The 26,662-nt window shown below is 46.1% G+C and carries 23 protein-coding genes; 15 read left to right on the top strand and 8 right to left on the bottom strand.

Features of this window, described 5'->3' with window-relative positions:
* Positions 1–72 precede the first annotated feature (72 nt).
* Complete coding sequence (locus tag BC351_RS10380) at positions 73–879, top strand: nucleotidyltransferase domain-containing protein (protein ID WP_079411501.1); 807 nt, start codon at positions 73–75, stop codon at positions 877–879.
* 261 nt (positions 880–1,140) lie between these two features.
* On the opposite strand, the gene BC351_RS10375 is transcribed toward BC351_RS10380, so the two are convergent.
* The gene (locus BC351_RS10375; protein WP_079411497.1) at positions 1,141–2,142 is read right to left on the bottom strand and encodes an oxidoreductase; all 1,002 of its coding nucleotides are present in this window, start codon (positions 2,140–2,142) and stop codon (positions 1,141–1,143) included.
* Positions 2,143–2,295: 153 nt separating this feature from the next.
* Between BC351_RS10375 and BC351_RS10370 the strand changes: the two genes are divergently transcribed.
* The 7 genes from BC351_RS10370 to BC351_RS10340 all read left to right on the top strand — a co-directional run bounded on the left by BC351_RS10370 (position 2,296) and on the right by BC351_RS10340 (position 11,528).
* Positions 2,296–2,739 (top strand): Lrp/AsnC family transcriptional regulator, encoded by a 444-nt coding sequence (locus BC351_RS10370; protein WP_079411494.1) that lies wholly within the window; start codon positions 2,296–2,298, stop codon positions 2,737–2,739.
* A gap of 197 nt (positions 2,740–2,936) precedes the next feature.
* Positions 2,937–6,221 (top strand): discoidin domain-containing protein, encoded by a 3,285-nt coding sequence (locus BC351_RS10365; protein ID WP_079411491.1) that lies wholly within the window; start codon positions 2,937–2,939, stop codon positions 6,219–6,221.
* 112 nt (positions 6,222–6,333) lie between these two features.
* Positions 6,334–7,380: an S-layer homology domain-containing protein gene (locus BC351_RS10360; RefSeq protein ID WP_079411489.1), complete on the top strand. Its 1,047-nt coding sequence runs from the start codon at positions 6,334–6,336 to the stop codon at positions 7,378–7,380.
* Positions 7,381–7,898: 518 nt separating this feature from the next.
* Entirely contained in the window at positions 7,899–8,732 is an 834-nt protein-coding gene (locus BC351_RS10355) for an AraC family transcriptional regulator (RefSeq protein WP_079411486.1), read from the top strand.
* A gap of 209 nt (positions 8,733–8,941) precedes the next feature.
* The gene (locus BC351_RS10350) at positions 8,942–9,850 is read left to right on the top strand and encodes a Gfo/Idh/MocA family protein (RefSeq protein WP_079411484.1); all 909 of its coding nucleotides are present in this window, start codon (positions 8,942–8,944) and stop codon (positions 9,848–9,850) included.
* A gap of 21 nt (positions 9,851–9,871) precedes the next feature.
* The gene (locus BC351_RS10345) at positions 9,872–10,864 is read left to right on the top strand and encodes a Gfo/Idh/MocA family protein (RefSeq protein ID WP_079411481.1); all 993 of its coding nucleotides are present in this window, start codon (positions 9,872–9,874) and stop codon (positions 10,862–10,864) included.
* Positions 10,865–11,069: 205 nt separating this feature from the next.
* Positions 11,070–11,528: a hypothetical protein gene (locus tag BC351_RS10340; RefSeq protein ID WP_079411479.1), complete on the top strand. Its 459-nt coding sequence runs from the start codon at positions 11,070–11,072 to the stop codon at positions 11,526–11,528.
* Positions 11,529–12,002: 474 nt separating this feature from the next.
* On the opposite strand, the gene BC351_RS10335 is transcribed toward BC351_RS10340, so the two are convergent.
* A complete protein-coding gene (locus BC351_RS10335; protein WP_079411476.1) occupies positions 12,003–12,362 on the bottom strand; it encodes a hypothetical protein in 360 nt (119 codons plus the stop codon).
* Positions 12,363–12,442: 80 nt separating this feature from the next.
* On the opposite strand from BC351_RS10335, the gene BC351_RS10330 reads away from it, so the two are divergent.
* The 5 genes from BC351_RS10330 to BC351_RS10310 all read left to right on the top strand — a co-directional run bounded on the left by BC351_RS10330 (position 12,443) and on the right by BC351_RS10310 (position 20,126).
* Positions 12,443–14,065, top strand: coding sequence for an extracellular solute-binding protein (locus BC351_RS10330; protein WP_079411474.1), 1,623 nt, complete (start codon positions 12,443–12,445; stop codon positions 14,063–14,065).
* Positions 14,066–14,131: 66 nt separating this feature from the next.
* Positions 14,132–15,088, top strand: a complete 957-nt coding sequence (locus tag BC351_RS10325; RefSeq protein WP_079411471.1) for an ABC transporter permease — start codon at positions 14,132–14,134, stop codon at positions 15,086–15,088.
* 10 nt (positions 15,089–15,098) lie between these two features.
* The gene (locus BC351_RS10320; RefSeq protein WP_079411464.1) at positions 15,099–15,980 is read left to right on the top strand and encodes a carbohydrate ABC transporter permease; all 882 of its coding nucleotides are present in this window, start codon (positions 15,099–15,101) and stop codon (positions 15,978–15,980) included.
* 159 nt (positions 15,981–16,139) lie between these two features.
* A complete protein-coding gene (locus BC351_RS10315) occupies positions 16,140–18,497 on the top strand; it encodes a helix-turn-helix domain-containing protein (protein ID WP_079411462.1) in 2,358 nt (785 codons plus the stop codon).
* A 39-nt stretch (positions 18,498–18,536) separates the two neighbouring features.
* Complete coding sequence (locus tag BC351_RS10310; protein ID WP_079411459.1) at positions 18,537–20,126, top strand: extracellular solute-binding protein; 1,590 nt, start codon at positions 18,537–18,539, stop codon at positions 20,124–20,126.
* A gap of 519 nt (positions 20,127–20,645) precedes the next feature.
* Here BC351_RS10310 and BC351_RS10305 read toward each other — a convergent pair.
* Positions 20,646–20,843: a hypothetical protein gene (locus tag BC351_RS10305; RefSeq protein ID WP_079411456.1), complete on the bottom strand. Its 198-nt coding sequence runs from the start codon at positions 20,841–20,843 to the stop codon at positions 20,646–20,648.
* Positions 20,844–21,004: 161 nt separating this feature from the next.
* On the opposite strand from BC351_RS10305, the gene BC351_RS10300 reads away from it, so the two are divergent.
* Positions 21,005–21,538 carry a type 1 glutamine amidotransferase domain-containing protein gene (locus BC351_RS10300; protein WP_079411454.1) on the top strand — a complete coding sequence of 178 codons (534 nt, stop codon included), beginning with the start codon at positions 21,005–21,007 and terminating at the stop codon, positions 21,536–21,538.
* 278 nt (positions 21,539–21,816) lie between these two features.
* On the opposite strand, the gene BC351_RS10290 is transcribed toward BC351_RS10300, so the two are convergent.
* The 4 genes from BC351_RS10290 to BC351_RS10275 form a co-directional block, all read right to left on the bottom strand.
* Entirely contained in the window at positions 21,817–22,854 is a 1,038-nt protein-coding gene (locus BC351_RS10290) for an LLM class flavin-dependent oxidoreductase (protein ID WP_144028347.1), read from the bottom strand.
* A 197-nt stretch (positions 22,855–23,051) separates the two neighbouring features.
* Positions 23,052–23,558 (bottom strand): SRPBCC domain-containing protein, encoded by a 507-nt coding sequence (locus tag BC351_RS10285; protein ID WP_079411448.1) that lies wholly within the window; start codon positions 23,556–23,558, stop codon positions 23,052–23,054.
* 19 nt (positions 23,559–23,577) lie between these two features.
* A complete protein-coding gene (locus tag BC351_RS10280) occupies positions 23,578–23,907 on the bottom strand; it encodes an ArsR/SmtB family transcription factor (protein ID WP_079411446.1) in 330 nt (109 codons plus the stop codon).
* 142 nt (positions 23,908–24,049) lie between these two features.
* Positions 24,050–24,526 carry a helix-hairpin-helix domain-containing protein gene (locus tag BC351_RS10275; protein WP_079411639.1) on the bottom strand — a complete coding sequence of 159 codons (477 nt, stop codon included), beginning with the start codon at positions 24,524–24,526 and terminating at the stop codon, positions 24,050–24,052.
* On the opposite strand from BC351_RS10275, the gene BC351_RS10270 reads away from it, so the two are divergent.
* Entirely contained in the window at positions 24,514–24,786 is a 273-nt protein-coding gene (locus BC351_RS10270) for a hypothetical protein (RefSeq protein ID WP_144028339.1), read from the top strand. The two genes, BC351_RS10275 and BC351_RS10270, sit on opposite strands and share 13 nt — an antisense overlap.
* 17 nt (positions 24,787–24,803) lie before the next feature.
* Here BC351_RS10270 and BC351_RS10265 read toward each other — a convergent pair whose 3' ends face one another.
* Positions 24,804–26,546, bottom strand: coding sequence for a methyl-accepting chemotaxis protein (locus BC351_RS10265; RefSeq protein ID WP_079411442.1), 1,743 nt, complete (start codon positions 26,544–26,546; stop codon positions 24,804–24,806).
* Positions 26,547–26,662 lie beyond the last annotated feature (116 nt).

Genomic DNA, 26,662 nt, shown 5'->3' with positions numbered 1-26,662 from the left:
TTTATCGGGAGGCTCGCTCCACTTATAATGTGGCTTAAGAATGAGCTTTGAACCCGGAAGGAGGTGGCTGCTATGTTGCCTGAAATAGTCGAAAAAACGATGAATCGGTTGTGCGAAGCTTTAGAGGCCCGCACATCGAGCGTTGAATCCGTGTATTTGTACGGCTCGGTTGCGTTAAATGACTATATAGAGGGTACCAGTGATATCGACTTTGTAGCCATTGTTCGCAAACCGCTTACGCAGTTAGAGATCCAGTCCATTATGGCGGCACATGAAGAGGTTGAAAGAGAGCTTCCAAATGCAGATATAATGGGGGCTTACATCCTCCTCGAAGACGTAGGGAAAAAGCCAAATGAAATGAACACTTTCGTTGCTTATTTCAATAAACGGCTGCATACCGATGGCTCTGGAGCCGATATTAATCCGATTACTTGGTGGATTTTGAAAAAGCATGGTATTCGCATCTATGGCTCGGCTGTAGCATTCCATTACGAGATAGACCTTGCTTCGCTGCTCGCATATGTCAAAGGCAACCTGAATAGCTACTGGGTTAATTGGATAGACCGCTTAGAGAAACAATTATCGTTCGACAACGTGTTGGAGGACGTAACCTATATCGAACAGCTTGATAAAGCGATCGAGTGGTGTACACTGGGAATGTTGCGACAATGGTATACGTTAAAAGAACGGGACATAACCAGCAAAATTGGCGCAGGAAACTACGGTATTCAGCAGCTGCCGGAAAAATGGCACGGACTTATACAAGAAGCTATCGCGATAAAGCGGCTCGAGCCAAGTCGTTATTATTTATCGCAAAAAGAGCGATTGACGGATCTGGTAGCCTTGCTTCAATATATTCATCTGGATGCTAATCGCTAGGAAAGCCTGCGATAATGCAGGCTTCCCGGGATAAACCGAGGTGAAATATGGAAATTCCTGCGATTGTGCAGGAATTTTTTGTTTTTTTGCTCGATAGGTAAGCAAATGCCTCAAAAGCCTGCATTCCTGCAGGCTTTTGGTGATACAGCTTATTTTGAGCTCAAAAGGATGCATTTTTGCAGGTTTGGCTTGCAAATGCGCTGACAGTCTTTTGGCCGTGTTGTTATCTCTTGCCAATGACATGGCAAGAGAGTAGAAGGCTCAGCGAGGACTCATCAGCATTTGCTGCGCGAAGTCGGGATTCTCAAGCATTGGCCGGCCAATCGCGACGGCATCCGCCAATTGGTCCCTGATGATCCGGTCCGCGAAGCTGCGGGTATAGATTTTCCCGACGGCGATAACAGGGATTTGAAGATGCTGCTTGATCACAGCAGCGTCTGGCAGCTGGTAGCCAGGATGGACATCCGTCGGCGCGGTCGGTAGAAGACCGCCAGAGGAGACATCGACGCCGTCAAGAAGCCCTTTGGCTTCAAGCGGTTTAAGTATGAGCGCGAGCTCATGCGGATTTAAACCGCCATCGGTGTAATCCGTTGAGGAGACCCGCACGATAACGGGGTATTGGCTGCCGGTTTCGGAGCGGATTGCAGCAAGTGTGTCTTGCAAAAATTTGCTTCTGCCCTCCAGTGTTCCGCCGTAGGCGTCGGTGCGGAAATTAGAGAGCGGAGACAAAAACTGATGAATCAAGAATCCGTGAGCCGCATGTACCTCGATCCCGTCAAAGCCCGCCGCGATGCTGCGTCTGGCAGCCAAACGGTAATCCTCAATAAGGGTTTCTATGTCGGAGACCGATAATTGCGCCGGTTTTCCGAATATCTCGTCATAGGCAATCGCACTAGGCGCGATAAGCCGTTTCGTCACTTGCGGGTCCGATTTTCTTCCTCCGTGGGATAGCTGCACGAATAGCGGGGTATGCCGGGCATGCACGGCTTCAGTTACCCTTTTCAGCGCGTCGGCGTGCCGATCTGAATAAATCCCGATGTCATTAGGCACCAATCTGCCGTTGCCCGACACCGCGGTTGACTCCACAATGATGAGTCCAACGGCATTCGCACTTCTCGCGTAATGCTGAATATGATGCTCAGTGGCATAACCTTCCGGAGAGCCATTGTATTGCTGCATAGGCGCCATAATTAATCGGTTGCGAAGCTCCAAGCTGCCGATGGCCAGAGGGCTGTCGAGCGTAAATGATTTTGTCGTGATCATGTAGGATCCACTCCTTTAAAGTATCTTCTGATAACATTTTATAAGGATTAAAAAAAGTTTTACATATATAAATCATGTTATAATTGAATAAAATTCTTCATATTAAAGTTAAAAATGCACTTGAACCGTATAAATGAAAGGCGGATGATTGATATGGATAAAATCGACAGTCAAATACTTTCCCTGCTGCATGAGAACGCGCGAATGGCAGTTGCCGAAATCGGCAGAACAATCGCGATGACACAGCCAGCCGTTACTGAACGGATCCGCAAGCTGGAGGAGCAAGGGATCATCGCAGGCTACAAGGCCGTTCTCTCGCCCAAGAGGCTTGGTAAAGATGTCACGGCGTTCGTACTTTTCAAGACGAGCAGTTGTATGGATTTTCAGGCATTCTGCTCGCAATCTCCGGATGTCATCGAATTGTACCGCATCAGCGGAGAATATAATTTCATGATGAAAATAATTACCACATCCATGGAAACATTAACCGTTTTTCTGGATTCGTGCGGCCCTTACGGTTTCTCTTCGACACTTATCGTGCTTTCGGCAGCGATTGAAAATAAAAGCCTGATTGATGAAAGGAGTGAAGGGAATTAATAGCATGTTCTTAATAAAGCACACCTTTAATCTTAAGTTCTCCCCTTTCAATAGGGGATTTAATTACTTATGATACATATATCAACTACGAACATGCTCTTATTTTAAAAAAGAAAGGAGAATGGTGCAGCAACTTTGTAAACGCTTACTGATTGAAGTGGGAAGCTTTGAAGGGTTAAAACTATAGGAGGTACGAAATGCGAAAAATCAAAAAGATGGTTTCGTCTATTTCCGTAATGGCAATAGCGTTAAGTATGTGGATGCCAGGTGTATCAAGCGCGGAAACGCCAATAAGTGCGGCCAATTCAACGATTTTTGGCCCGAATGTGTATGTATTTGACCCATCCATGTCGGCTGCTGATATTCAGAATACAACGAATTCCGTATTCAGCAGACAAGAGTCTAACGAGTTTGGAAGCGAGCGAGATGCCTTTCTTTTCAAACCAGGTACCTATAACGTGAACTTCAATGTAGGCTTCTATACACAGGCATCCGGCCTTGGGCAAAATCCGGGCGATGTGACGATTAACGGCGGATTGAATGTGAATGCGGATTGGGATAACGGCAACGCGACGCGTAACTTTTGGCGAGGGATTGAGAATCTAACGATTATCCCATCCAACGGTAAAACGCAAATCGCGGTTTCACAAGCAGCGCCACTAAGAAGATTGCACATTAAAGGTGAATTGCAATTATTTGATTTTGATTCGAACTGGAACGCTGGATGGGCGAGTGGTGGATATCTGGCTGACTCTATCGTTGATAATGCGATTGTTCCAGCCTCTCAGCAGCAGTGGTTCTCGCGGAATAGTGAATGGGCCAGCTGGTCGAACGGTGTGTGGAACATGGTATTTGTCGGAGATAAGAATGCGCCCGCAGGGCAGTTCCCAGACGCGCCTTATACGGTTGTCGACAAAACGCCAACCGTAAGAGAAAAGCCATATCTGTATATCAATAATTCTGGACAATACGAAGTATTTGTTCCATCTCTTGCGACGAATACGCAAGGAGCGAGCTGGGCGAACGGAACTACACCTGGTCAATCCATCTCTTTGGATCAGTTCTACATTGCTCGATCAGATTTATCGAATGCCGCAAGCATTAACGATGCGCTTAGCCAAGGGAAGCATATTTTATTTACACCGGGAATCTATCACTTGAATGATACGATTCGTATCAGTAATCCAAATACGGTCGTGCTTGGTATAGGTATGCCGACACTCATTCCAGATACAGGCAAAGCGGCCATGTCGGTTGCTGATGTAGACGGTGTGAAAATTGCGGGGATTGTTTATGATGCGGGTCCAATTGGCTCTACTTCTTTGTTGGAAGTTGGTCCTACAGGCAGTTCGGCAGATCATTCAGCCAATCCAACTTCGCTCAGCGATCTTTTTTTCCGCACGGGCGGTTTCGTTAATGGCAAGAATGATGCGGAACTGAAGATTAACAGCAATAATGTCATTGGGGACCATTTCTGGTTATGGCGTGCTGACCATGGGGCAGGCGCTGCTTGGACGAATAATGTTTCCAAAAACGGCCTAGTTGTCAATGGCAACAATGTTACGCTGTATGGTTTATTTAATGAACACCATAACGAATATCAAACGCTGTGGAACGGCAATGGCGGTCGAGTTTATTTTTATCAATCAGAGATTCCGTACGATGTTCCTAATCAAGCAGCTTGGATGAGTAAAAATGGGACAGTCAAGGGATATGCTTCTTATAAAGTGGCAGATACGGTAACCGACCATGAGGCATGGGGCCTTGGCGTTTATTCCTTCTTCCGAGATGCAGCTGTGAAGCTGGATAGTGCAATCGAAGTTCCTAAGGTAGAGGGTGTGAAAATCCATCATGCCACAACAATTTGGTTAAATGGAACGCCTGGCAGTGAAATCTCGCATATTATTAACGATACTGGCGGTGCTGTATATGCCAACTCCCCAGGAGAAGCGATGCGGCAAACTGTTACAGAATTCGTGGGGTCCAATCAGGGGGATACGATTCCGCCAACTGCCCCGCAGAATCTGACGGCAACGGCTGCGACGTATAATCAAGTCAATTTAAGTTGGACAGCTTCTACGGACAATATTGGTGTCGCTGGCTATGACATTTATCGCGATGGAGTGGTTGTTGGCACGACAGCAGCCAAGACATTCAGCGATACTGGGGTGAAAGCCTCTACGTCCTACAGCTATACGGTCAAAGCAAAGGATAGTGCGGGCAACATATCGCCGGCCAGCAACACAGCAACGGTCACAACACCGGCCAAAGCTCTTGACCGGACAGGATGGACAGCGACCTCTTCCCCAACTAGCGGAGACGGTCCGGCCAATCTACTGGATGGCAGCATGTCCACCCGCTGGAGTACGGGAGCCCCGATGGTACCGGGTCAATCCATTACAGTAGATATGAAGACTGCCCAAAGCTTCAACAAAATTGTGCTGGATTCAACGGGCAGCAATCAAGATTATGCACGTGGCTATGAAGTCTATGTTTCCAATGACGGTACGAATTGGGGCAGTGCAATTGCCAGCGGAGCAGGCACGGGGCCTGTGATGTCAGTCTCTTTTGCGAAACAAACTGCACGTTACATCAAGGTGGTGCAAACGAGTACATCCTCAAGCTGGTGGTCCGTTAGAGAACTCAACGTCTATGGAGTTGCAGCTTCAAGCACAACCTTGACAGGCCCGGCAGCAGTCTCCAGCGGCCAAGCCTTTGATGTTACTCTTGGTTTGGATGCTCTAACAACGGGCAGTTATGCGCAAGATTTGAGTTTTTCTTACAATGACAGTCAGCTTGAATTTATTTCAGCGGATTCTTTAAAAGAAGGCTTCATTCTTGTTGACAAGAAGGTTGAAGCGGGTAAAGTACGTTTAATTACAGCGAATTTAAGCGGTTCAGCTCTGAGTGGCAATGTAATTACGCTTCATTGGAAGGCGAAGTCTTCGGAGGAGTCGACAAACACAGCAATAACATTGACGAAGTTTACCTTAGCGGATGGGCAAGGGATCGAGAGTGATATCGACGGCACCTCACTGCCTATTCAGATTAAGGCAACGGTAGATTTGACCCTGCTGAATGCAACCATACAGGATGCGCAATCGAAACACGATGCTGCTGTAGAAGGTTCGCAAATAGGTCAATACCCTGCTGGTTCCAAAGCGGCACTGCAAGCTGCGATTGATATAGCGAAAGCGGTAGCAGCGAATGCCAATGCAACGAAACAACAAGTCGCTCAAGCGGTAACTGATTTGAGTGCGGCCTTGTCGACATTCACGCAATCCGTACGGACCGCTTCGCCAGGAGATACAAATGGAGATGGCAAATTCACCATCGGTGATTTGGCTATTGTTGCGGCAGCTTATGGCAAAACATCCTCGGATCCAGATTGGGCACTGTACAAGAAGGCAGATGTCAACAACGATAATAAAGTGGATCTCTTCGATCTTGCAGCTGTTGCACAAAAAATTCTTCAGGAATAGTTATGTAGGCAACTGGTAAAATTGCGCCGTATGCGATACGAAATGTATCGCATACGGCCTTCTAACAAAAGAATAAGTTCACGTTTTTCGATGTTGAAGGGAGATATCGAACATGGGATTGAGGCGATGGTTAACCAGCAGTATGATGTTATTCTTCTTAACGAGTATGATCCTTACATCCGTATCTGCAGCAGCATCAGAAATAAGTGAGGCACCTGCGTATGCAATGAAGATTTCCAATAAATCGGTTACAAAAGGTGATACCATTGAAGTTCTGATCCAAGGAAGTCATCTCAAAGACGTTTATGCTTTCGAAGTCAATTTGGTTTATGATCCAACTCGTTTAAAGCTGAAGGATGCTAAGACGGACATTCCCGGATTTTCTGTGAATCCGATCATCAAAGATACAAATATTCAGCTCGCGCACACACAAGTAGGAAAAGCTAAGGGATTGAATGGCGAGCAGCAGCTTTTCAAGATTCATTTGGAAGCGATACGTTCGGGAAATGTTGAGCTGATGTTGAGCAGCGTGAAGGTCGTCGATTCCGCACTTGCGAGTTCCGCTCTTCAAATAGATAGCAAACTCTCTCTTGCTATACTGAGTCAATACCGCTTCGATGACCTCGATGATTTCGACTGGGCGATATCGGCGATTGAAGCACTGGCTGCCAAAGGTATTGTGACAGGTACGGCTGAGCGTATGTTTAGTCCTGCTAGTTCGGTCACACGTGCCGACTTTGTCTTGCTGTTGATGAGAACCCTGCAGCTAAAGGGCACGACAGAACACCAATTTGAGGATGTGCAGGATGGTTTGTATTACGCTGAGCCTCTAGCTGCGGCAAGAAGCTTGGGTATCGTGGAAGGTGATGAAAGCAACAATTTCCACCCCAAAGAGTCCCTTACACGAGAGGATATGGTGGTACTTACGAATCGCGCATTACGAGCGTCCAATCACCTCTCCACTCATAGCAGCCTGTCTGTATTGGAGACATTCAACGACTATTCGTCGATATCCGACTATGCTGCTGACAGTGTCGCGGATTTCGTCCAGTTAGGACTGCTGGAAGGCTACTCTAACGGCATCCATCCGAAAGAGACGTCGAACCGCGCACAGGCTGCGATGCTAATAAGCAAAATAGTTGCTTTTTTGGGAAAATAAACGAGAGAGAACCGGCGGTGATCGTGTCGTCGGTTCTCTCTTTTTCGTTAGGCATAAGATTTTCCAGATGAAATCCTGAAATGGAGGGAAGAAGGGACGGGTTTGGCATCACTGAACTGTTGAGATGTTGTTTTTGTGGGGCTGTGTTTGTGTAAACCTGCGATTGTGCAGGCATTTGGTTGGTGAAGCAGCCATTTGTGGTAAATTCCTGCGATTGTGCAGGTTTTTGAGACTATACTCTGATTATAGGGCGGAAAATCTGGGGATTCCTGCATTATTGCAGGGATTTCCAGATTTTCATGCGATTTCTATGAAAAAGGATGTATTATCGCAGGTTTTTACTCCAACCTATTCACCTTTTCGCTGATGCTGTGTCGATTCCGGACAAATAGCTTGCATCACGATCAACTAGAACCTGTTTGAGGCTATTCTAAATTTTAACATGAGTATCTTTACAACAAAGCATAATTGACATACGATTTCAGCAAAGATGAGAACGTGAATAGGAGGTGAGGCAGGTGAAAGCAGATTTGATCTCCTCCCTGCTGGAAACAGCGGAATTAAAAATTCTAAAATTTGATATCCACAACCGCAAGGAAATGAACTACCGCAACCGGAGATTAGATGACTGCTATATGATGACTTATGTCAGGAAAGGTTCTGCTAAATTGAAGGTCCAGGACCAGGTATACAACCTGCATCCGGGTTCTGTTATCTTTATTCCTCCATATCTGAAGCATGATCAATACAAGGATAGTGATGAGGAAACCGAATTCCTGTGGTGGCACTTCACGTACAACATTCATAACGTGGTTGATGTTTTGCCCTTTTTACAGATTCCCTATATATATCCGCTGAAAAATCATAAAAGATTTGAGCAAGTATTCGATGAATTCATGCTTTCAATGTCTACGCAGGGGCATTTGCCCACTATCATTTTACAAAAGGCCAAATCGCTTGAATTGCTTTATTTACTGCTGGGTAGCGCTTGGGGAAGCGCCAAGACCGTAACGGAGAGCCAGCAATCCCATAGTTTTTTATCCATCCTGCTAAAAATTGTTACCCAGCCCGAAGCATCGCTTTCACTCGCGGATCTAGCTGAAGAACTGCATATGAATCCGACCTATGTCAGCAACCAGTTCAAAGCGATATTCGGCAAGTCCCCGATTCTGCTGCACCGGGAAATCAAAATCGCCAAGGCCAAATCGCTGCTCGAAATGCGCGAAATGAATATAACGGAAATCAGTGAACGGCTTGGCTTTAATGATATTCAAACCTTTACACGACTGTTTAAGAAATATACGGGAATCTCTCCAAAGCAGTACAAAGGATTGTTTAATAAAACGATTTAAAAGGAGAATATTTCCATTCAAGCGGGTATGTCTATGGAAACAGTAAGCATTCGTTTTCTCGGAAAGCAAAAGGTAGAGGTAGAAATCAAACATGTTGAGTATATAGAGAAGTCGGTGTTTTATATAAGGACATTTTAAAGACTTGTCTTTAAAATGAATGCTGATTAAAATAACAGATAGAAGATTATTTTTAAGAGGATGGATTAGATATGTCACAGAGCAAGATTCGCATCGGTATTATAGGTTTGGATACGTCTCATGTTGTTGCCTTTACGGAATTATTGCATGATCAGAATCATGCTTATCATGTTCCGGGCGGAGAGGTAACGATTGCTTTCCCGGGAGGTTCAGCCGATTTCGAATTGAGTTATTCGCGTGTTGAGGGATTTACGGATAAGCTGCGCACTCAATATGGTGTGAAGATCGTGGATTCCATTGAAGAAGTTGCTGCGAATTGTGATGCTATTTTGCTCGAGTCCGTAGATAGTCGGGTACATTTGGAGCAGTTTCAACGCATTGCCGCATACGGTAAACCTGTTTTTGTTGATAAGCCTATGGCCCTTTCATCGGCGGATGCCAAAGCAATGTTTGAAATGGCGAAGCAGCATGGCATATCTGTAATGAGCAGCTCGGCACTGCGCTATGCGGAAGGATTAACCGAGGCACTGCTGGAAACAGAAGGTGGTCCTGTGTTTGGAATGGATTGCTACGGACCGATGGCGCTGCAAGCGACGCAGCCGGGATTGTTTTGGTATGGCGTGCATACGGTAGAGATGCTGTTCCGAACATTGGGCAAAGACTGCAAGCAAGTAACAGCTGTGACCAATGAAAATCATGATTTCATTACAGGTGTTTGGGCGAACGGCAGTATCGGGACGATCCGTGGCAATCGCAAAGGCAATACAGAATTTGGTGCTCTGCTGCATAGGGAGAACAAAACACAATTTATAGATATCTATCAACATCCCAAATCGTATTACGCCAGTTTATTGGAACAGATAATGTCGATGTTTCAGTTGAAAAAAGCACATATTGATGCGGAAGAAACTTTGCAAATTATTCGTTTTATGGAAGCTGCGAATGAAAGCCGAGTTACCGGTTTGCCTGTGAATTTGTAAATTAGAAAGGATGAGTCGCACATGCAAAAAGCAGAATTACGGGTAGCGGTGCTCGGTGCGGGGATTATTGCCAAACAGCATTTTGATGCGATTCAAGCAACCAAAGGGCTTGTGGCTTGTGCGGTTGTAGATTATGTGGTGGAAAAAGCAAATGAAATTGCTGATCTCTATTCGATTAAAGCCTATAGCGATTACAAAGAGATGATCGAACAGGAACAACCGGATATTGTGACGATCGCGCTGCCTCATTATTTGCATAAAGAGACAGCCATTTTTGCGGCTGAGCATGGTTGTCATATTATGCTGGAGAAGCCAATGGCATTATCTGTAGCTGAATGCGATGAGATCATTGCAGCGGGGCGGAAAGCAGATATTCGTATTCTGGTCGGACATACCCAGCACTACATGGCGGAGAATATCCAAGCCAAAAACCTGATCCAAAGCGGGGCAATAGGCAAGCTGGTAATGATCCATGATGTCCGGCATATCCATTATTTTCAAGATTCGCGTCCACAGTGGTTTCTAGAAAAAGAAAAATCAGGCGGCGGCATTCTAGCCAATCTAGGTACACATTCCATTGATAAAATACAGTGGCTGACGGATCAATCCGTTCGCAAACTGCGAGCATCGACCAGTCACTATGGAAGCCGTGGAAACGTGGAAGGCAGCGGGATGATTTATTTGGAGCTGGAGGAAGGGATTCCGGCGACAATTGTTCAATCCGGCTACGCAGGAGCATCACGCAATGAAACAGAAATCATTGGCACGGAAGGCATGCTGAAGCTCGTTACGGGCAATAGTTTGTGGATCAGCCAAGCTGGTGCTTATGTGAAGCTCGAGGCGGTGGGAACGACGAAGCCGTTTGAACGGCAATATTCCGATTTGCTTGCTGCCATCAGGAATCACAGTGAAACTAGCTGCACACCTGATTATGCGCGCGGAGTGATAGCTGTGCTTGAAGCTGTATATCGTTCAGCGGAAACCGGGCAGGAGCAGGTTCTTATTGGGAAATAGGAGTAGACTGAATGAACTGTCAAGGCAGCGATAACGCTGTCTTGGCAGTTTTTGCTTTTGTGACAAGGAATTGTGTGAATGGCCATGTTTGGCGAGTCTAAAGCGCCTTTTTTCATTTATCTACATACCTGCTCAGTCAAATGCCAAAACAGTATCATACACTGCCTAGAAGGGACGAGTGCGATGAGAGGAAGTGTTTCGTTACATGAAGAAGAGAACTTACAAGTCAAAGAAAAGACGTTCTGGGAACATGGAAATCACACAGGCGACTGCACAAATTAGTCAGGTTATGAATAAGGTGCCGGTCGTCATCGTTTTAACCGATGGAAGCTGCTACTACGGAATGGTTCGTGATGTGCAAGGTCAAGAGGTGCTGTTTGAAGGTGTGAAAAGTCAGAAAAAACTTCCGAAGAATTCGAGCAAAGCTAAAGCAAGCATCTCCGGTTTAGGCGGCTTGCTCAGTATGTTCGGAGGTGGAGGTTCCGGTGGACTGGGCGGACTATTGGGCGGTCTAGGCGGCGGGGCTGGAGCAGGGGCCGGAGCTGGAGCTGGCGCTGCTACGGGCGGAGGCGGAGGCTTCCTGGGGAACATTGGCGGGTTCATGAAATTTGGCATGGGGATGCTTAAATTTATTATGCCATTGATGAGCGGCTTTGGTATTTAAGTGTAATCAGCCGGAATCCTGCTGGATTCATCGGGCTTAAGCGTAATTCGGCTCACATGAACCCCTTGGAGGGGAACTGTGTTCCCTTATTCGTGCTTCAACGAGCCATTTGGCTAGTCAGACGGAACTATGGTACGCTAATTTGTCTGATTTGCCGTAATATCACGGTAAAGTGGGGAAATAAGGGATCGTACTTCCCTTTCAGCTGCAAATATCCGATTTTGAGTCAATTAGCGGATCATAGTTCCTTTTGGTAACGATTCTCCTTGGACGTTTCATAATTGGCGAATGGAAGCTGCTGGCTTCGGGTGAATTTTATAAGGGCTGACAAGAGAAGGCGGACGTGAGTCCGGCCTTCTTTTTCTGTTATCCGACTGAGTTCATTGCTTCCGAAGAGCACTGGGCTATATCATGCTGCCTTGGAGTTGAGTATGTAACTTACTTTTATTTGGTGAAATCAGAATGCGTATTGGTTCACAGGCCGCAAGCAGGATACGACAGATCAGCTGGAGCTGGGGCTATGGCTGGGGCTGCCTGAAGGCGTGCCATTATTTCCCGGGCAATCTGCCCTGCTTGGCGGGGAAACGGGGCTGTATGCTTTGGATCGCACCTTTCAAGAAGCGTGCCGAATATTTGTTTCGCCAAACGGATGCACTGTGCGGGGATAATCAAGCCTTCCCAACTGAAAAAGACTGCTAGATCGCAATAGCAAACTCGCCAAGGCAGCGCGAATGAAGGCTGAGCCTGCTTTACATTCACGATTTCATCCATCCAGTTGGAGAAATCGTCAGTGCTTGCTGCTGAAATGATCATGCAGTTTTGGTTTTTGCTCATATCGAGGGCCGCTAAATTCCCGTAGTCTTAAGGGAGAGATGCATCTCACAATTTCTAACCTACTATTGGAGGGTCCACGAATGAAGAAAATGTTAGCTTCTACGGTGGCCGTAGTGATGATGGGAACAACACTGGTTGCTTGTTCCACGCCAACGGAAACCAAAACAACGAATACGGATACGCAGTCACCGGCAGCGGTTGCAGCAGTATCGTATCCGATAAAAACGAGCAAGACGCTTACTTACTGGGGTGAGATGAATGGCAACTTGACCGGTGTAAAAACATCGCACAGCGAGGTGCCGTTCTTCCAAGAATGGCAGAAGAAAACAGGAGTTCCGCTTAAATTCACAGCGCCTCCGACAGGGCAAGTAAAGGAAGCGCTTAATGTGATGCTGGCATCCGGCGATTTGCCGGATATGATCGAGTACAATTTCCTCAACGATTTCCCAGGGGGGCCGGAGAAAGCGATTAAGGATGGCTACATTCTCAAGTTGAATGACCTGATTGATAAAAACGCGCCTAATCTAAAGAAATATTTGAAAGAGCATCCAGAAGTCGATAAGTTAATCAAAACAGATAACGGCAGCTATTATGCATTTCCTTTTATCCGGGGCGATGAGTACTTGCAAGTATTCCAAGGACCTATTATTCGCAAAGACTGGCTCGATGAGTTAGGGTTGCCTGTCCCAGAGACGATCGATGAGTGGACTGCGGCATTAAGAGCATTCAAGGAGAAGAAAGGCGCAGCAGCTCCTCTGTCATTCGTGAGTAAACCGCGTTTCTTCAATGAGTCATACAATGGCGCATTCCTTGGCGCATTTGGCGTGAATCGCAACTTCTACATTGAAAATGGCGATATTAAATTCGGCCCGGCGGAAAGCGGATTTAAGGATTATTTGACCCTTTTCCGCCAATGGTACCAAGAAGGCTTGCTGGATAAAAACATTGCTACCGCGGATACCAAAGCGCTTGATGGCGGTTTTGCTTCAGGAGCGACGGGAGCGAGTATTGGCAATGCCGGGGGCGGAATCGGCAAATGGCAGCCGCTTGTTCAAGGCAAAGATCCGAAAGCGCAGCTGGTAGCCGCACCTTATCCGGTCTTAAAGAAAGGCGATATGCCTAAATTCGGTCAAAGAGCTTCCGCTTTTGATTCCGGCGGTATGGTTGCAATCTCCACGAAAGCGAAAGATCCGGCGCTTGCCGTTCAATTGCTTGATTATGGTTATAGCGATGAAGGCCATATGTTTTTTAACTTTGGAACTGAAGGCGTCAGCTATAACTCAGAGAACGGGTATCCGAAATATACGGACCTGCTGTTGAAAAATCCGGATAAACTAGCGCCGGCGCAAGCAATTTCCCTTTACACACGAGGCAGTTACAACGGGCCGTTCGTGCAGGATAAACGATATGCCGAGCAGTTCTTTACAATGGCAACCCAACGGGAAGCTGTGAACGTGTGGAAGAAAACAGATGCAAATAAGTACAGTCTGCCGCCAATTACGCCAACACCGGAAGAGAGCTCGGAATTCGCGAAAATTATGACGGATGTCAATACTTTGGTCGATGAAATGACACTGAAGATTATTCTGGGCAATGAGAAAGTGGATCAATTTGATTCCTATGTAGCCAAAATGAAATCATTAAAGCTGGATCGTGCGATTGAAATTCAAAAAGCGGCGAATGATCGGTTTAATAAACGATAAGAAAACTTCATACGAGGGAGGGCCGTGCTGCCCTCTCTATCCGTTTGCATAGAGGTGAGGAAGAGAATGGCGAAGACACAGCCACTGCAAAGCACACAAACAAGCAGAACCAAATCAAGCACCAATAAGTATGTGCGTGATTTTATACTTAATAAATATTTGTATCTCATGATGATTCCTGTATTAGCTTATTATGCTGTTTTTCACTATGCCCCTATGTACGGTGCATTGATTGCTTTTAAGGAATACTCGCCTATGAAAGGGATTCTGGGCAGTGAGTGGGTAGGTTTTGCCCATTTCAAAGATTTTTTTGGCAGCTACTACTTCTGGCGGATTTTAAAAAATACGATTGTCATTAGTCTTTATTCGTTAGTTTTTGAATTTCCTGCTCCCATTATCTTGGCGCTGCTCATTAATGAAGTTCGCAGCAAAATGTTTAAGCGTGTCGCGCAGACGATTACGTACATGCCTTACTTTATTTCACTCGTCGTGATTTGCGGGATTATTACGGATTTCACCAATGCGGACGGGATAATTAACAGGCTGTTTATGCTGTTTGGCTATGATGGACAAGCCATGCTGCAGAAGCCTGAGTTGTTTAGATCGATCTACATTTTGTCAGAGATTTGGCAGCGAATCGGGTGGGAATCCATTATTTATATTGCAGCGTTAATGAGTATTGATCTAGAACAATATGAAGCCGCGCGAATGGATGGAGCCAGCCGCTGGAAGCAGATCATGTATATTACGCTGCCAGGCATTATGCCGACGATAGCGATCATGTTTATTTTGCGGATGGGCAACCTGCTGAATGTTGGTTTTGAGAAAATTATTCTGCTCTACAATCCAGTGACGTATGACACCGCAGACGTTATTTCGTCCTTCGTGTACCGGAAAGGTTTGCTGGAATTCGGATGGAGCTACAGTTCGGCAGTAGGCTTGTTCAACTCCATTATTAATCTCGTGTTGTTGATTACAGCCAATTATATTAGCCGTAAGGTTAATAAAAGCAGTTTATGGTGAGGTGAAAGTTGTGAAAAAAGGACTAAGTTTGTTTGAAAGACTGTTCGATATTGGTATCTATGTCTTGCTCATATTTCTAGTTGTTGTTACCTTATATCCGCTGCTCTATGTGGTCATGGCTTCTTTGAGCGATGCCAGTCAACTTATTGCGTTCAAAGGCATTTTGTTCAAGCCGCTTGGTTTTAGCATTGAAGCTTACAAAAATGTAATGAGCAATCCCGGAATTCTGATCGGTTACAGGAATACCTTGTTTATTCTCGTTGCGGGTGTGGTGGTCAACCTATTTATGACCGCGCTTGGCGCTTACGTGCTTTCTAGAAAAAATGTGATCTGGAATAAAGCTTTTATGATGATTATCGTCTTCACGATGTTCTTCAATGGCGGACTTATTCCCTTGTATCTCGTTGTGAAAAATGTCGGTCTTCTAGACTCGCTATGGGCTACGATCATTCCGTTTTCTATCGGAACTTTTAATTTGATCATTATGCGTACAGCATTTATGGGGATACCGGACAGCTTGGAGGAATCGGCCAAAATTGATGGTGCAAACCACTTTACCATTTTGTTCCGCATCATTATACCGCTTTCCATGCCGGTTATTGCTGTTATGATTTTGTATTACGCGGTGGATAAATGGAATGGTTGGTTCTATGCCTCTGTGTTTATCAAAAGCCGGGAGCTATTCCCCTTACAGCTGGTGCTTCGTGAAATTCTCATCTCGAACTCGACGGATGGCATGTCCGCAGGCGCAGATGCCGGGGATCGCTTCCAGATGGCAGAAACAATTAAATACGCAACGATTGTTGTAGCGACATTGCCTGTGCTATGCATTTATCCGTTCGTCCAACGTTTCTTCGTCAAAGGGGTCATGGTTGGTTCGTTAAAGGGCTAACATTGCTGCAACATGTTGTTAAAACAGGACCCAATAGACTTTTTGTCAATCGAATTCCTCATTTTGGACATTCCTCCCTCTGCAATTGTTGATATAATGAGATGAAGTGGAGACAATCCCTTCAGACATTTATCCATCATACATAGGGAGGAGAACCATGTGAATCTCCGTTTTCTTTGGCAGAAGCGAAAGAGTATCATTTTTACTTGGCTCATCTCGTATAGCGCTGTTTTGTTTATTCCGATGATCATGAGTATGATTATTTACTCACAATCCAGTGAAGCGTTGAAGAGTGAGATCCACCGGGCCAATGATTCTTTGCTGAAGCAAGTTCGTTATTCGATAGACACTCAGATTGATTTGATGAAGCGGTTGAACATGGAAATTTCCTGGAATACGAAGCTTCAGACGTTAATGTATTCTACGAAGCAGTCGAGTGATGCCCAATTCCTAGCGTATCAGCTAGTGAAGGAGTTTCGCATGTATCAAACTTCGTATGCGACCATTGATGAATTTTATGTTACATGGGATCAGGAATCGGCTGTTCTCAGGCCTGGCAATATTAGAGATAAACAAACAGCTTTCGATACGATTCACAACACAGGCACGCTTCGCTACGAGCAATGGCTGGACATGATTAATCATGCTGCCAATAACGAGTTCGTGCTGCTGCCTCACGTCGATTCTGCCAGTCCCCAAAGTGCGATCGCTTACATTACCCACTTGCCTAAGGATTTAAATGGGAAACAGGCGGGTACAGTCGTCGTTATGGCGGATATGGAGCGCTTTCAAAAAGCGATGGAAAGTATTTCGCTTTTTAACGGCGGTCAAATTCTTATTCTCAATCATGACAATCAGGTTCTAATGTCCAATTTACCTGTGACGGATCAAGACAACCTCATCCTGCAGCAATGGATGGATCGTGATCATGTGATGGTGTCACCGTCAGGCAATGGGGATTCAGAGCTTTTCTATATTCAGTCCGAGATTTCAGATTTGAAGTATGTGTTAGTTATTCCAAGCAATATCTATTGGCAAAAAGCCGAATATGTCCGCAAATTCACCTATATCAGCATTTTTATCAGCTTAATGGGCGCTGGTGTTCTAACTTGGTTCTTCTTGCGTCGGAATTATTCGCCTATTCAACAGCTCGTGAAATCGCTCTCTGACAAGAATTCAACGGAAGAACGAACGGACTGGAATGAATTGCATTTTATCCAAAAAGAAATCTTTAATACGCGCGACGAAAAGGAGCGCATTGCTTTGCAATTGCAGTCCCATCATAATGTGCTGCGCTCTAATATGCTCAGTCGTTTGATGAAAGGCAAGATGGACACCTTAGTTTCCTATGAAGAGGCTTTCAAGTCATTTGATATTAAATTAAGCTCAAACAAGTTCGCTGTCATTTTATTCGCAGTGGAAAATCATGAAAGTCTAAATGGCAATCTGCCAGGCATGGATATGAATGAGAGACGCAAGCTGATTCAATTCATTATTACGAATGTCGTGGAAGAATTAGTCGGACAACGGCAGCATACAGGCTATGTAGCTGAAATGGACGATATGATGGCTTGTTTGATCAATTTTGATGATGCAGGCACGTCCGATTGGAGAGAGGATCTTAATTGGATCGCCGCCGAAGCGCAGCGCTTTCTGACGCGGTTTCGAATGGATTTAACCGTATCAATCGGCGGTATTCAGAGTACTCTCTCTGGGGCGGCAATTGCCTACCAAGAAGCGATGGATGCAATGGAGTATAAGATGATCCTGGGTAAAAGGGAGATTATCACCTACGATGATCTTCGCAGGGACGCGGAGGATAAGTCTCAGCTCGGCTACTATTACCCCCTGCAGGTGGAGCAGCAAATTATCAATCTCATCAAAGTGGGGGATTATAGCCAAGCTTCTGCTTTCATGAATGACGTCACAGAGCGCAATTTCAATAAGCCGTTCGTGTCCTTAACGCTGGCCAAATGTCTAATTTTCAACCTAGTAGGTACGATGGTGAAAGCTATTAATGAGCTTGGAGAAGGCGATAGCGGCATTTTGGATGACAACCCTCTGTGGATGGAGAATATTATTGCATGTGATACGTTCGCAGAAATGCAGCATGAGCTTCAGACTTTGCTCAAAGAAGTGTGCGGGTTTGCCGCTGCCAAAGTGGAATCGAATCAGTCCAAAGAGCGGACAGAAACGCTGCGTGATCTCATCGCGAAAGTCATGAAGCACATAGCGGAGCATTATCATGATGCGAATTTGAATGTCAATACGATCGGTGAACGCTTCGAGCTGAAGGGCAGCTATTTATCCAAATTATTCAAAGAGCAAACCGGCGATGGTTTGTTGGATTATATAAGCAAATATCGGATTGATCAAGCCAAGAAGATGATGGCCAGCCGGAAAGACTCCATCTCGGAGATCGCCAAAATTGTTGGTTATAACGAAGTGGCAACCTTTATCCGGGTTTTTAAGAAATACGAGGGAATTACACCAGGCAAATTCAAAGAAATGGGCTGAGACAAGTTTGAGATCAGCAGCAGGGTTAGGGAGGAACACATGATGCGCCAAAAAGCTTATATAGGGATCATGTTGTTGGCCATCGGGGTCGGTTTATTGACAGCATGCTCAAACTCCAAAGAGAACATCGACGCCGTTTCCGAGTCACAATCAAGAGCGCCCAAGCTGAGTTATTGGGCTGAGCTTAACGGCAATGCCGGCAGTGTAAAGCCAAGCTTTCAGGATGTTCCTTTCTTCCAGGAATGGCAGAAGCGAACAGGCGTCCAGCTCAAATTCCTGCAGCCTCCGGCGAATCAAGCGAAAGAAGCGATGAACGTGCTGCTGGCCTCCGGCGATTTGCCGGATATGATGGAATACGAATGGAATCAGTTTCCCGGCGGACCCGTCAAAGCGATTCATGATGGCTATATTATTCGGCTCAATGAATTAATTGATCAGTACGCGCCGAATTTGAAGAAATTTTTGAAGGAGCATCCGAATATAGACAAGCAGATCAAAACCGATGATGGCAGCTATTACGTTTTTCCTTTTATTAGAGGCGATGATCAGCTGCGCACCTACCAAGGGCCGATCATTCGCAAGGACTGGCTGGATGAGCTGGGGCTTGCGATGCCAACGACGATCGATGAATGGCACACGGTACTGCAAGCTTTTAAGGAGAAAAAGGGGATTGAAGCGCCGCTAACTTTTCTTGGCGTGCCCAGCGCTCTTTTTGGGATTGAAGGAGGGGGTTTTGTTGGCGCCTACGGCATCAAAAAGTCATTTTATCTCGACCAAGATCATGTTAAATTCGGGGCGATCGAACCTGGTTACAAGCAGTTTCTGGAGACTTTTCACCAGTGGTATAAGGAAGGTCTGATCGATAAAAATATTGCAACAGTCGATACGAAAACCATGGATGCCAACATGATGTCGGGTCGCAGCGGAGCAACGATTTGGAATGCGGGCGCTGGTCTGGGGAAATGGCAGCCGATTGTTCAAGAGAAAGATAAGAAGGCTCAGTTGGAGCCAGCGCCATATCCCGTGCTGAAGAAAGGTGAAAAGCCCAAATTCAGCCAAAGAAGCTATGCCTACGAAGGGACGGGAGGCGTCGCGATTTCGAGCAAGAGCAAGCATGCGGTGGAAGCGGTGAAGCTGCTGGATTACGGCTATGGGCCTGAGGGGCACATGCTGTTTAATTTTGGCGTCGAGGGGACCAGTTACAAATGGGTTAACGGGTATCCGACCTACACGAATCTCATTCTGCAGAACCCGGACAAGCTTGCGCCTGCGCAAGCGCTGGCGATGTACAGTCGTGCGAGCTATTTCGGTCCTTTCGTTCAGGATATACGGTATATGGAACAAGTGTATACGCTGCCACAGCAGAAGAAAGCTGTCCAGATTTGGTCGGACACGGATGTTGATCGCAGCATTCTGCCGCAAATTCCCAAAACGGAGCTGGAGAACGCAGAGCTTTCCTCTATTATGAACGACGTTTCGACGCTTGTAGATGAAATGTCGCTAAAAATAATTTTAGGCGTTGAGTCTGTGGATACTTTTGATCGCAATGTCCGTCAAATCAAAGCTTTGCAAATTGATCGAGCGATTCAAATTCAGGAGCAAGCGCTGGAGCGGGATCGCAAACGGTGAATGGTAAACAGTAAACAGTAAGCAGTAAACAGTAAACAGTAAGCAGTAAACAGTAAACAGTAAACAGTAAACAGTAAAAATACAAATTCTAAATAACCCAATTGAACCAGGCTGCTGCTAGGCTTCAAGTATATTTTAATGTGCAGGTACCTGTCTGTCGCCTTTTTAGTGACTGCCATCAACGTTATTTTCTACGAGATCGCTTGGGAAAATAACTGGTGGAGATACAATCAATCTCGGGGGACATGTCGGGATTCACGATGCTGCTTTTCATGGGACTGGTTAGTATAATGATTTATGTGTACCAAAAGTGGTTTGAGGGAATCGATGAAATCTCTTTTGATCCCCGAAAGAAGGTTAAAACATAGATCTAACAAAAAAGGGACTGCGGAGGCAGCCCCTTTTTTGCGTTTGCCACAAGTGAAAGTATCCGTTTCGGTTGAAAACGTGACGATACAAGCTTCCTCACAACGCGCAACGCGGTCGCTCCTCTTTTAAATGACCTCGATAGTGGTTTTCTCATTGATCTTTCGGAATTACCGGTACTTCTGGTGTGATCGCAGGGTTCACTTCAGTAGGCTGCTCCGGTGTTATTTCCGGTATTTGTTTGGGCTGAATCTCGGGTGTTATCTCCGGCTTTATTTCAGGGATGACCTTTGGGGGGATTTCCGGGTTCTTTTTCGGCTCATCCGGATTGTAAGTTGAATCCTTGTTCATGATGGACACCTCCTCTTACATGATTATTAACCCAAAATGGACAATCAGAATCTTCCAAGGCTGAAATGTCCGCTTAACAAGTGAATGAATGTTACTAATTCAGGCAATAAGGGTAAGGCATAGAGAAGGCTTGTAATCATTTAAAAGAGGAGTGGACCCCGATGAAGCAGATGGTTAAGAAGGTTGCGTTTCTATTGGCAGATGGCTATGAAGACTCTGAGATGAAAAACCCCTATGAGGCTTTAACGCAAAATGGCAACGAGGTCGTGATCATCAGTCTGGACAAAGGCGCAGTACTGAACGGGAAAAAAGGTACAATCTCCTATACCTCGCATCTAGCTGCAGAAGAAGCGGACGCTGGGGATTATGTGGCAATTGTGATCCCAGGAGGGAAGTCACCGTCCGTATTGCTCGAGAATGAACATGTGCGGTCATTCGTGCAAAAGGCTGATCAGGCAGGTACGACGATCGCAGCAATCTGCCATGGCCCTCAAATCCTCGCAAAAGCGGGTCTGCTGCAAGGCAGGACGTTGACTTCCTATCCCGGTATCGCGGACGAAGTGCGTGAGGCGGGGGGCACTTTTGTCGATAAGGAAGTCGTTGTAGACGGCAATTTGATCACGTCTCGCACACCGGCGGATGAGCCCGCATTTATCCAAGAAATCATTGATCGCGTGGGTGTCGCAGCCTACTAGAGTGACATGTGTCTGCTGAGCCGGCGAAAAACGCAGTCTCAGACGCAGGAAAGCTGCAAACCCCCGCTGAGCCTGCCGAAAAGGCAGTCTCAAGCCGGAAAAAGCCGCAACCTCCAGCAAAGCGGACCTGAGCCAGCGAAAAACGCAGTCTCAGACGCAGAGAAGCTGCAAACCCGCGCTGAGCCTGCCGAAAAGGCAGTCTCAAGCCGGAAGAAGCCGAAACCCTAGGAAATCGGACCTGAGCCGGCGAAAAACGCAGACTCAGCAGAGGTAAGCAACTATCGGGCTAGTTCCTTACGTACAATCGGAGCAACTTTGGTGCCTAGCAGCTCGATAGCGCGTAAAACTTCACGATGGGGCATTGTGCCGACATTGACATGCAGGAAGAAACGAGTAACGCCCAAATTTTTGCGCAGCAGGAGAATTTTTTCGGCCACATATTCTGGATCGCCCACGTAGAGAGCGCCTCGAAGGCTGCGCGCAGTATCATAGGTTGCACGGTTGTAACTTTGCCCCCAGCCTCGTTCGCGTCCGATGACATTCATCTGGGCCTGCGTTGATGGGAAGAAGAGATCCGCAGCCTGCTGTGTTGTCTCCCCAATGAAACCGTGGGAATGCGTCGCAATGGGCAGCTTGCTTGGATCGTGCCCGGCCTTTGCCGCAGCTTCTTTGTAGAGTGCGACTAATGGAGCAAAACTCTCCGGCATTCCGCCGATGATCGCGAAGGCGATCGGAAGTCCAAGCATGCCCGCTCGAACAGCGGACTGAGCATTCCCGCCGCTTGCAATCCATACGGGCAGTGGGCTTTGCACGGAACGGGGGTATACGCCAAGGTTATGGATGGCAGGACGATGTCCGCCACGCCATGTCACTTTCTCGGAGGCTCTGATCGCCAGCAGCAGTTCCAAGTTCTCTTCAAACAATTCGTCATAATCTTCTAGGCTGTGCCCAAAAAGCGGGAAAGATTCGATAAACGAACCACGGCCGGCCATAATTTCGGCTCTCCCGTTCGAGATGCCGTCCAGCGTTGAGAATGCTTGATACACACGTACCGGATCGTCGGAGGACAGCACGGTAACGGCACTGGTAAGCCGGATTCGCTTGGTCATAGCAGCGGCAGCGGCTAATACAACGGCAGGTGAGGTGCCGGCGTAATCAGCTCGATGGTGCTCGCCAATACCATAGACATCCAGACCAACCTGATCGGCCAGCACGATTTCCTCAACCGCATTGCGCAGTCGTTCAGCGTGGCTCATGATTATTCCTGTCACCGGATCCGGTGTTGTTTCCAAAAATGTACTGATTCCTATTTCCATACTCGTTGTCAAATCGGTCATTAAGACTCGCCTCCTTCACTATCTATAGTTTACTCATTTTTTTATGGTTTCTCAAATTTAGTAAGCAAGAAATGAAAAAATGCACACTAGGAAGCTCTTGAGGCAGCTAATTTTGACTTGCAAATGAAATAAAGCCGCCGGCTGTAGGCCGGACGGCTTTTCTAAAACATAGCAGCTTAAATAACTTGCAGGTACTCGGAGAGGCGATCCCAAGTTTCTGTGATTCCTTGCTCCATGCCCATTTCCATAACGGTTTTGAGTGCTTCAACTGAAGCGTATCTTGCACGGCTAATAAGTTTGGTTTGGCCGTCTTGCTCTACGAACGTCATAGTAATATGAGAGGAGGGCAAGCCATCTGCTTCATTGCCTTCAGCATCTGAGAAGTAATCCACATAAACGATTTTCTCTGCCTCGACAATCTCTTCGTAGACAGCTTTTCCCCATGATTCAAATCCATAGAAATCGCCTTGATTTTTATCCATACATTTCATGCAGTAATGCCAAATGCCGCCTGGGCGAAAATCTACGGTGCATACGGTGACTTCCCAGCCGCGAGGTCCCCACCATTGCTTCAGGTGCTCAGCTTCAGAGAAAGCTTTGAAAACAAGTGCCTGCGGTGCATTGAAAACCCGCTCTAATATAAGTTCTTGACCTTCTACTTTGCTAATCATTTTGCTCGACATTCTACATTCCTCCTAAAATTTAGTTTTTCTTGTTTTCTTTTGCCTTCAGTTTCTGCAAGTATCGTTCTAGAGCTTCGAAACGCTCCTCCCAGACAGTCCGATAGGTTTCGAGCCAAGCATCCAATTCTTGAAAGGGGTCCAATCGGAGCTTGTAGTTCCGGCGATTAGCCTCAGCCTGCACCTCGACGAGTCCGGCATCCAGGAGAACTCGCAGATGCTTCGATACTTGCGGCTGCTGGAGCTGAAGCCGTTCCGTGATCTCTCCTACCATCAGGGGACCGTCAAGCAGGAGCTCCACAATACGCAAACGATTAGGTTCTGCAAGTGCGCTAAAGGTTGTTATATCCATCGTTATGGCCTCGTTCTTTTTGAATCGTACCGTACTAACAATTTAAATATACTCCAAAAGGAATATTCCTGTCAAGGAATATTGAAAAGAAAACCAAGCAATTCCTATAGACACATAAAAACTAGATTACGCTATATCTCCGTTAACGAGTTTTCTTGAAGATGTCTTGCCATGAAACAGTAGGCCGAGTAGCCGGATATCCATTTTGCTCACGATAGTGTTTACGCTCGTCCGTAAAATCAAACCAAGTTCTTTCACTAGTTGGATGATTGGCATAATGGACCATACAGCGGAAAGAATCCTCTAAACACGGATCCTCCCAATAGCCGCAATGCTGTTCCCAACGGTTAATTAATTCCTCACCACGTGTATGTTTGATGTCATCAAGGGAGTAGAAACCCATCTGCACAACACGCTCAGACACCTTTGGACCAATGGATGGAACGGATTGGAATTGCGCCAACCCTCGCAGATATTGAGCCCTTTCTAAGGAGGCTTGCAAATAAAATGCGAGCTCGGATAGCTCCATAAGAGCAATGTCATTAAGCTTTACTTTGGAAGCTTTTAAATGCTGCTTTTCTTCAGGCGTTAGTGGAAGCTTAGGAGGTGAGGGCTGCATACGATTACCTTCTTTCAATGACAGTAGAATCTCCTTTTTTAGGGATAATAATGGGCGTATCAGAGATAAGTATCTATATTATAGCGGGGGAAAACTTGAAAAAACTAGTGTCCATGATTTCAATTTTTGCTGTATTAACAGCGTTTCACGTACATTCGGTTGAGGCATTTGATGGTGAATTAAATCTTAACATCCCAAGGGCGGCTGAAAAACGATCTTTAGGATCAAAAAAGTGGTTAAACAGAGTGAACCCTGTTTAACCACTTTATTATTTCTGTTAGGCGATACGGAAACGAGCCAAGATCTCCTGCAGCTCATCCGCCATAGCCGAGAGAGATTGCGCGGCGACTCTGACTTCTCCCGTTGTTTCGAGCTGATTAACAGCAGAAAGGGAGACATCTTGGGAGGAGGCTGCTGTTTTTTGGGCAATGGATGCAACCTGCTGCACCGAAGCCGTAATTTCCTGAGCACCTGCCGACATTTGTTGGGTGGTTGCAGCCATCTCTTGGATTTGTGAAGCTACGAGAGAAGTGGATTGTAAAATTTCTCCGAAGTTTTGCTCTGTTTTCTGAACGAGCAGAATACCGGTTTGTACTTCGTTTTTGACATGGCCAAGAGCATCGCCGGAATCATGAATAGTATCTTGAATTTCACCGAGAAGCGTAGAGATTTCTCCAGAGAATTTGCTGGATTGTTCGGCCAGCTTGCGAACTTCGGCAGCGACGACTGCGAAGCCGCGCCCCTGCTCGCCAGCTCTTGCTGCTTCAATAGCTGCGTTCAGTGCTAGAAGATTCGTTTGTTGGGAAATATCTTGAATGGCTCCTAAGATTTGACCGATCTCTTGTGATTTAGTTTCAAGCAAAGTCATGACTTGATCTGTTTGATGAACGGATTGGTGAATAGACTCCATTTGGTGCACTGTGTTCTGTACGTACGTTCCGCCAGCTTCGGCCTGCTGTTTGGTAAATTCAACGGATTCCGCGATGGAGGAAGCATTCTCTGCCATCCGATAAATGCCGGAGCCTACTTCCTCCATGGAACGTGAGGTTTCTTCCATTGTGAGTGTTTGTTGGTCAGCGCCGCTGGCAACTTCTTTCACGGTAATTGTAATTTGCTGCGATACTTCCTGCATGTCGATGGAGCTGGATTTCAACTGTTCCGCCGATGAGGAGACGCTTTGCGCGTGCCCGTTTATGGTATGGATCATATCTCTCATATGCTCAGTCATTTGAGTAAACGAAATACTTAGTTCGCCGATCTCGTCTTGTCGTTGAAGAGAGATATCGTGAACGGAAAGATCGCCTGACGAAATGCGTTTGGCGGCAGCGCTCATCGCAATAATCGGTTTAGAGACATGTCTTGCAATCAAGAATGAAATAGCTAAGCCAACAATGATAGCTAATACGCTCAGAGTGATAATCCAAGTGATGCCCGTTTGATAGGAATTATCTAGATTCGTAGCCCACTCGTCCGTCTGTTCTTGTATTTTTTTGGTGAACATTTCAATTAGGATACTGCAGCCGCCGAGACTCGAATCGGACTGCTGAATAAGTCTCATCCCCTCGATGCCGTGCTTTTCTGCCGCAGCAAGCGTTGCTGGAAAGCCATTGACATATTGCGCCCACTGATCTTTAAACACTTTGAGCAGTTGGGCATCTTTCTCATTTTGCGGGATAGCATCAAGGCGTGTAACCTTTTGTTGGATCTCCTCAAACAAGGTTTGTGCTTTCTTCGATGGGGTGGTGCTGTCTTCTGTTGAGCCGCCTGCTAAGCTGGACTCGCTCAGCGATGTATTATTTTGCATATTAAGCTGTATGCGCAGCATAAGATCATCCAGATTTTTCAGATCATGATTCAAATTAGCAAGCAGGATGACTTGGGGTAAGCCGGTTTTCGTAGTTTGCTTGGCTGTTTCTCCCATAGAGGTCATCTTGCTGATGGACGTCATAGTAATTGCGGACAGGAGAAGTAGAACAATTACAAAGCTAAAAAATAGTTTCTTGTAAAGCGTGAGTTTCATTATGCATAGCCTCCGAAGTCTCTCTTTTTTTGTAAGGGGTCATGTTTTCCCTTTGTTTGGATATGTTTATTCTTATCTTATTTCGACGAATCGTGTCGAAAATGTTATAGTTTCCT

This window comes from Paenibacillus ferrarius (assembly GCF_002027705.1).
GTDB lineage: Bacteria > Bacillota > Bacilli > Paenibacillales > NBRC-103111 > Paenibacillus_E > Paenibacillus_E ferrarius.
The sequence above is the reverse complement of the archived record's forward strand: the minus strand, read 5'-3'. Positions and strand labels throughout refer to the sequence as shown.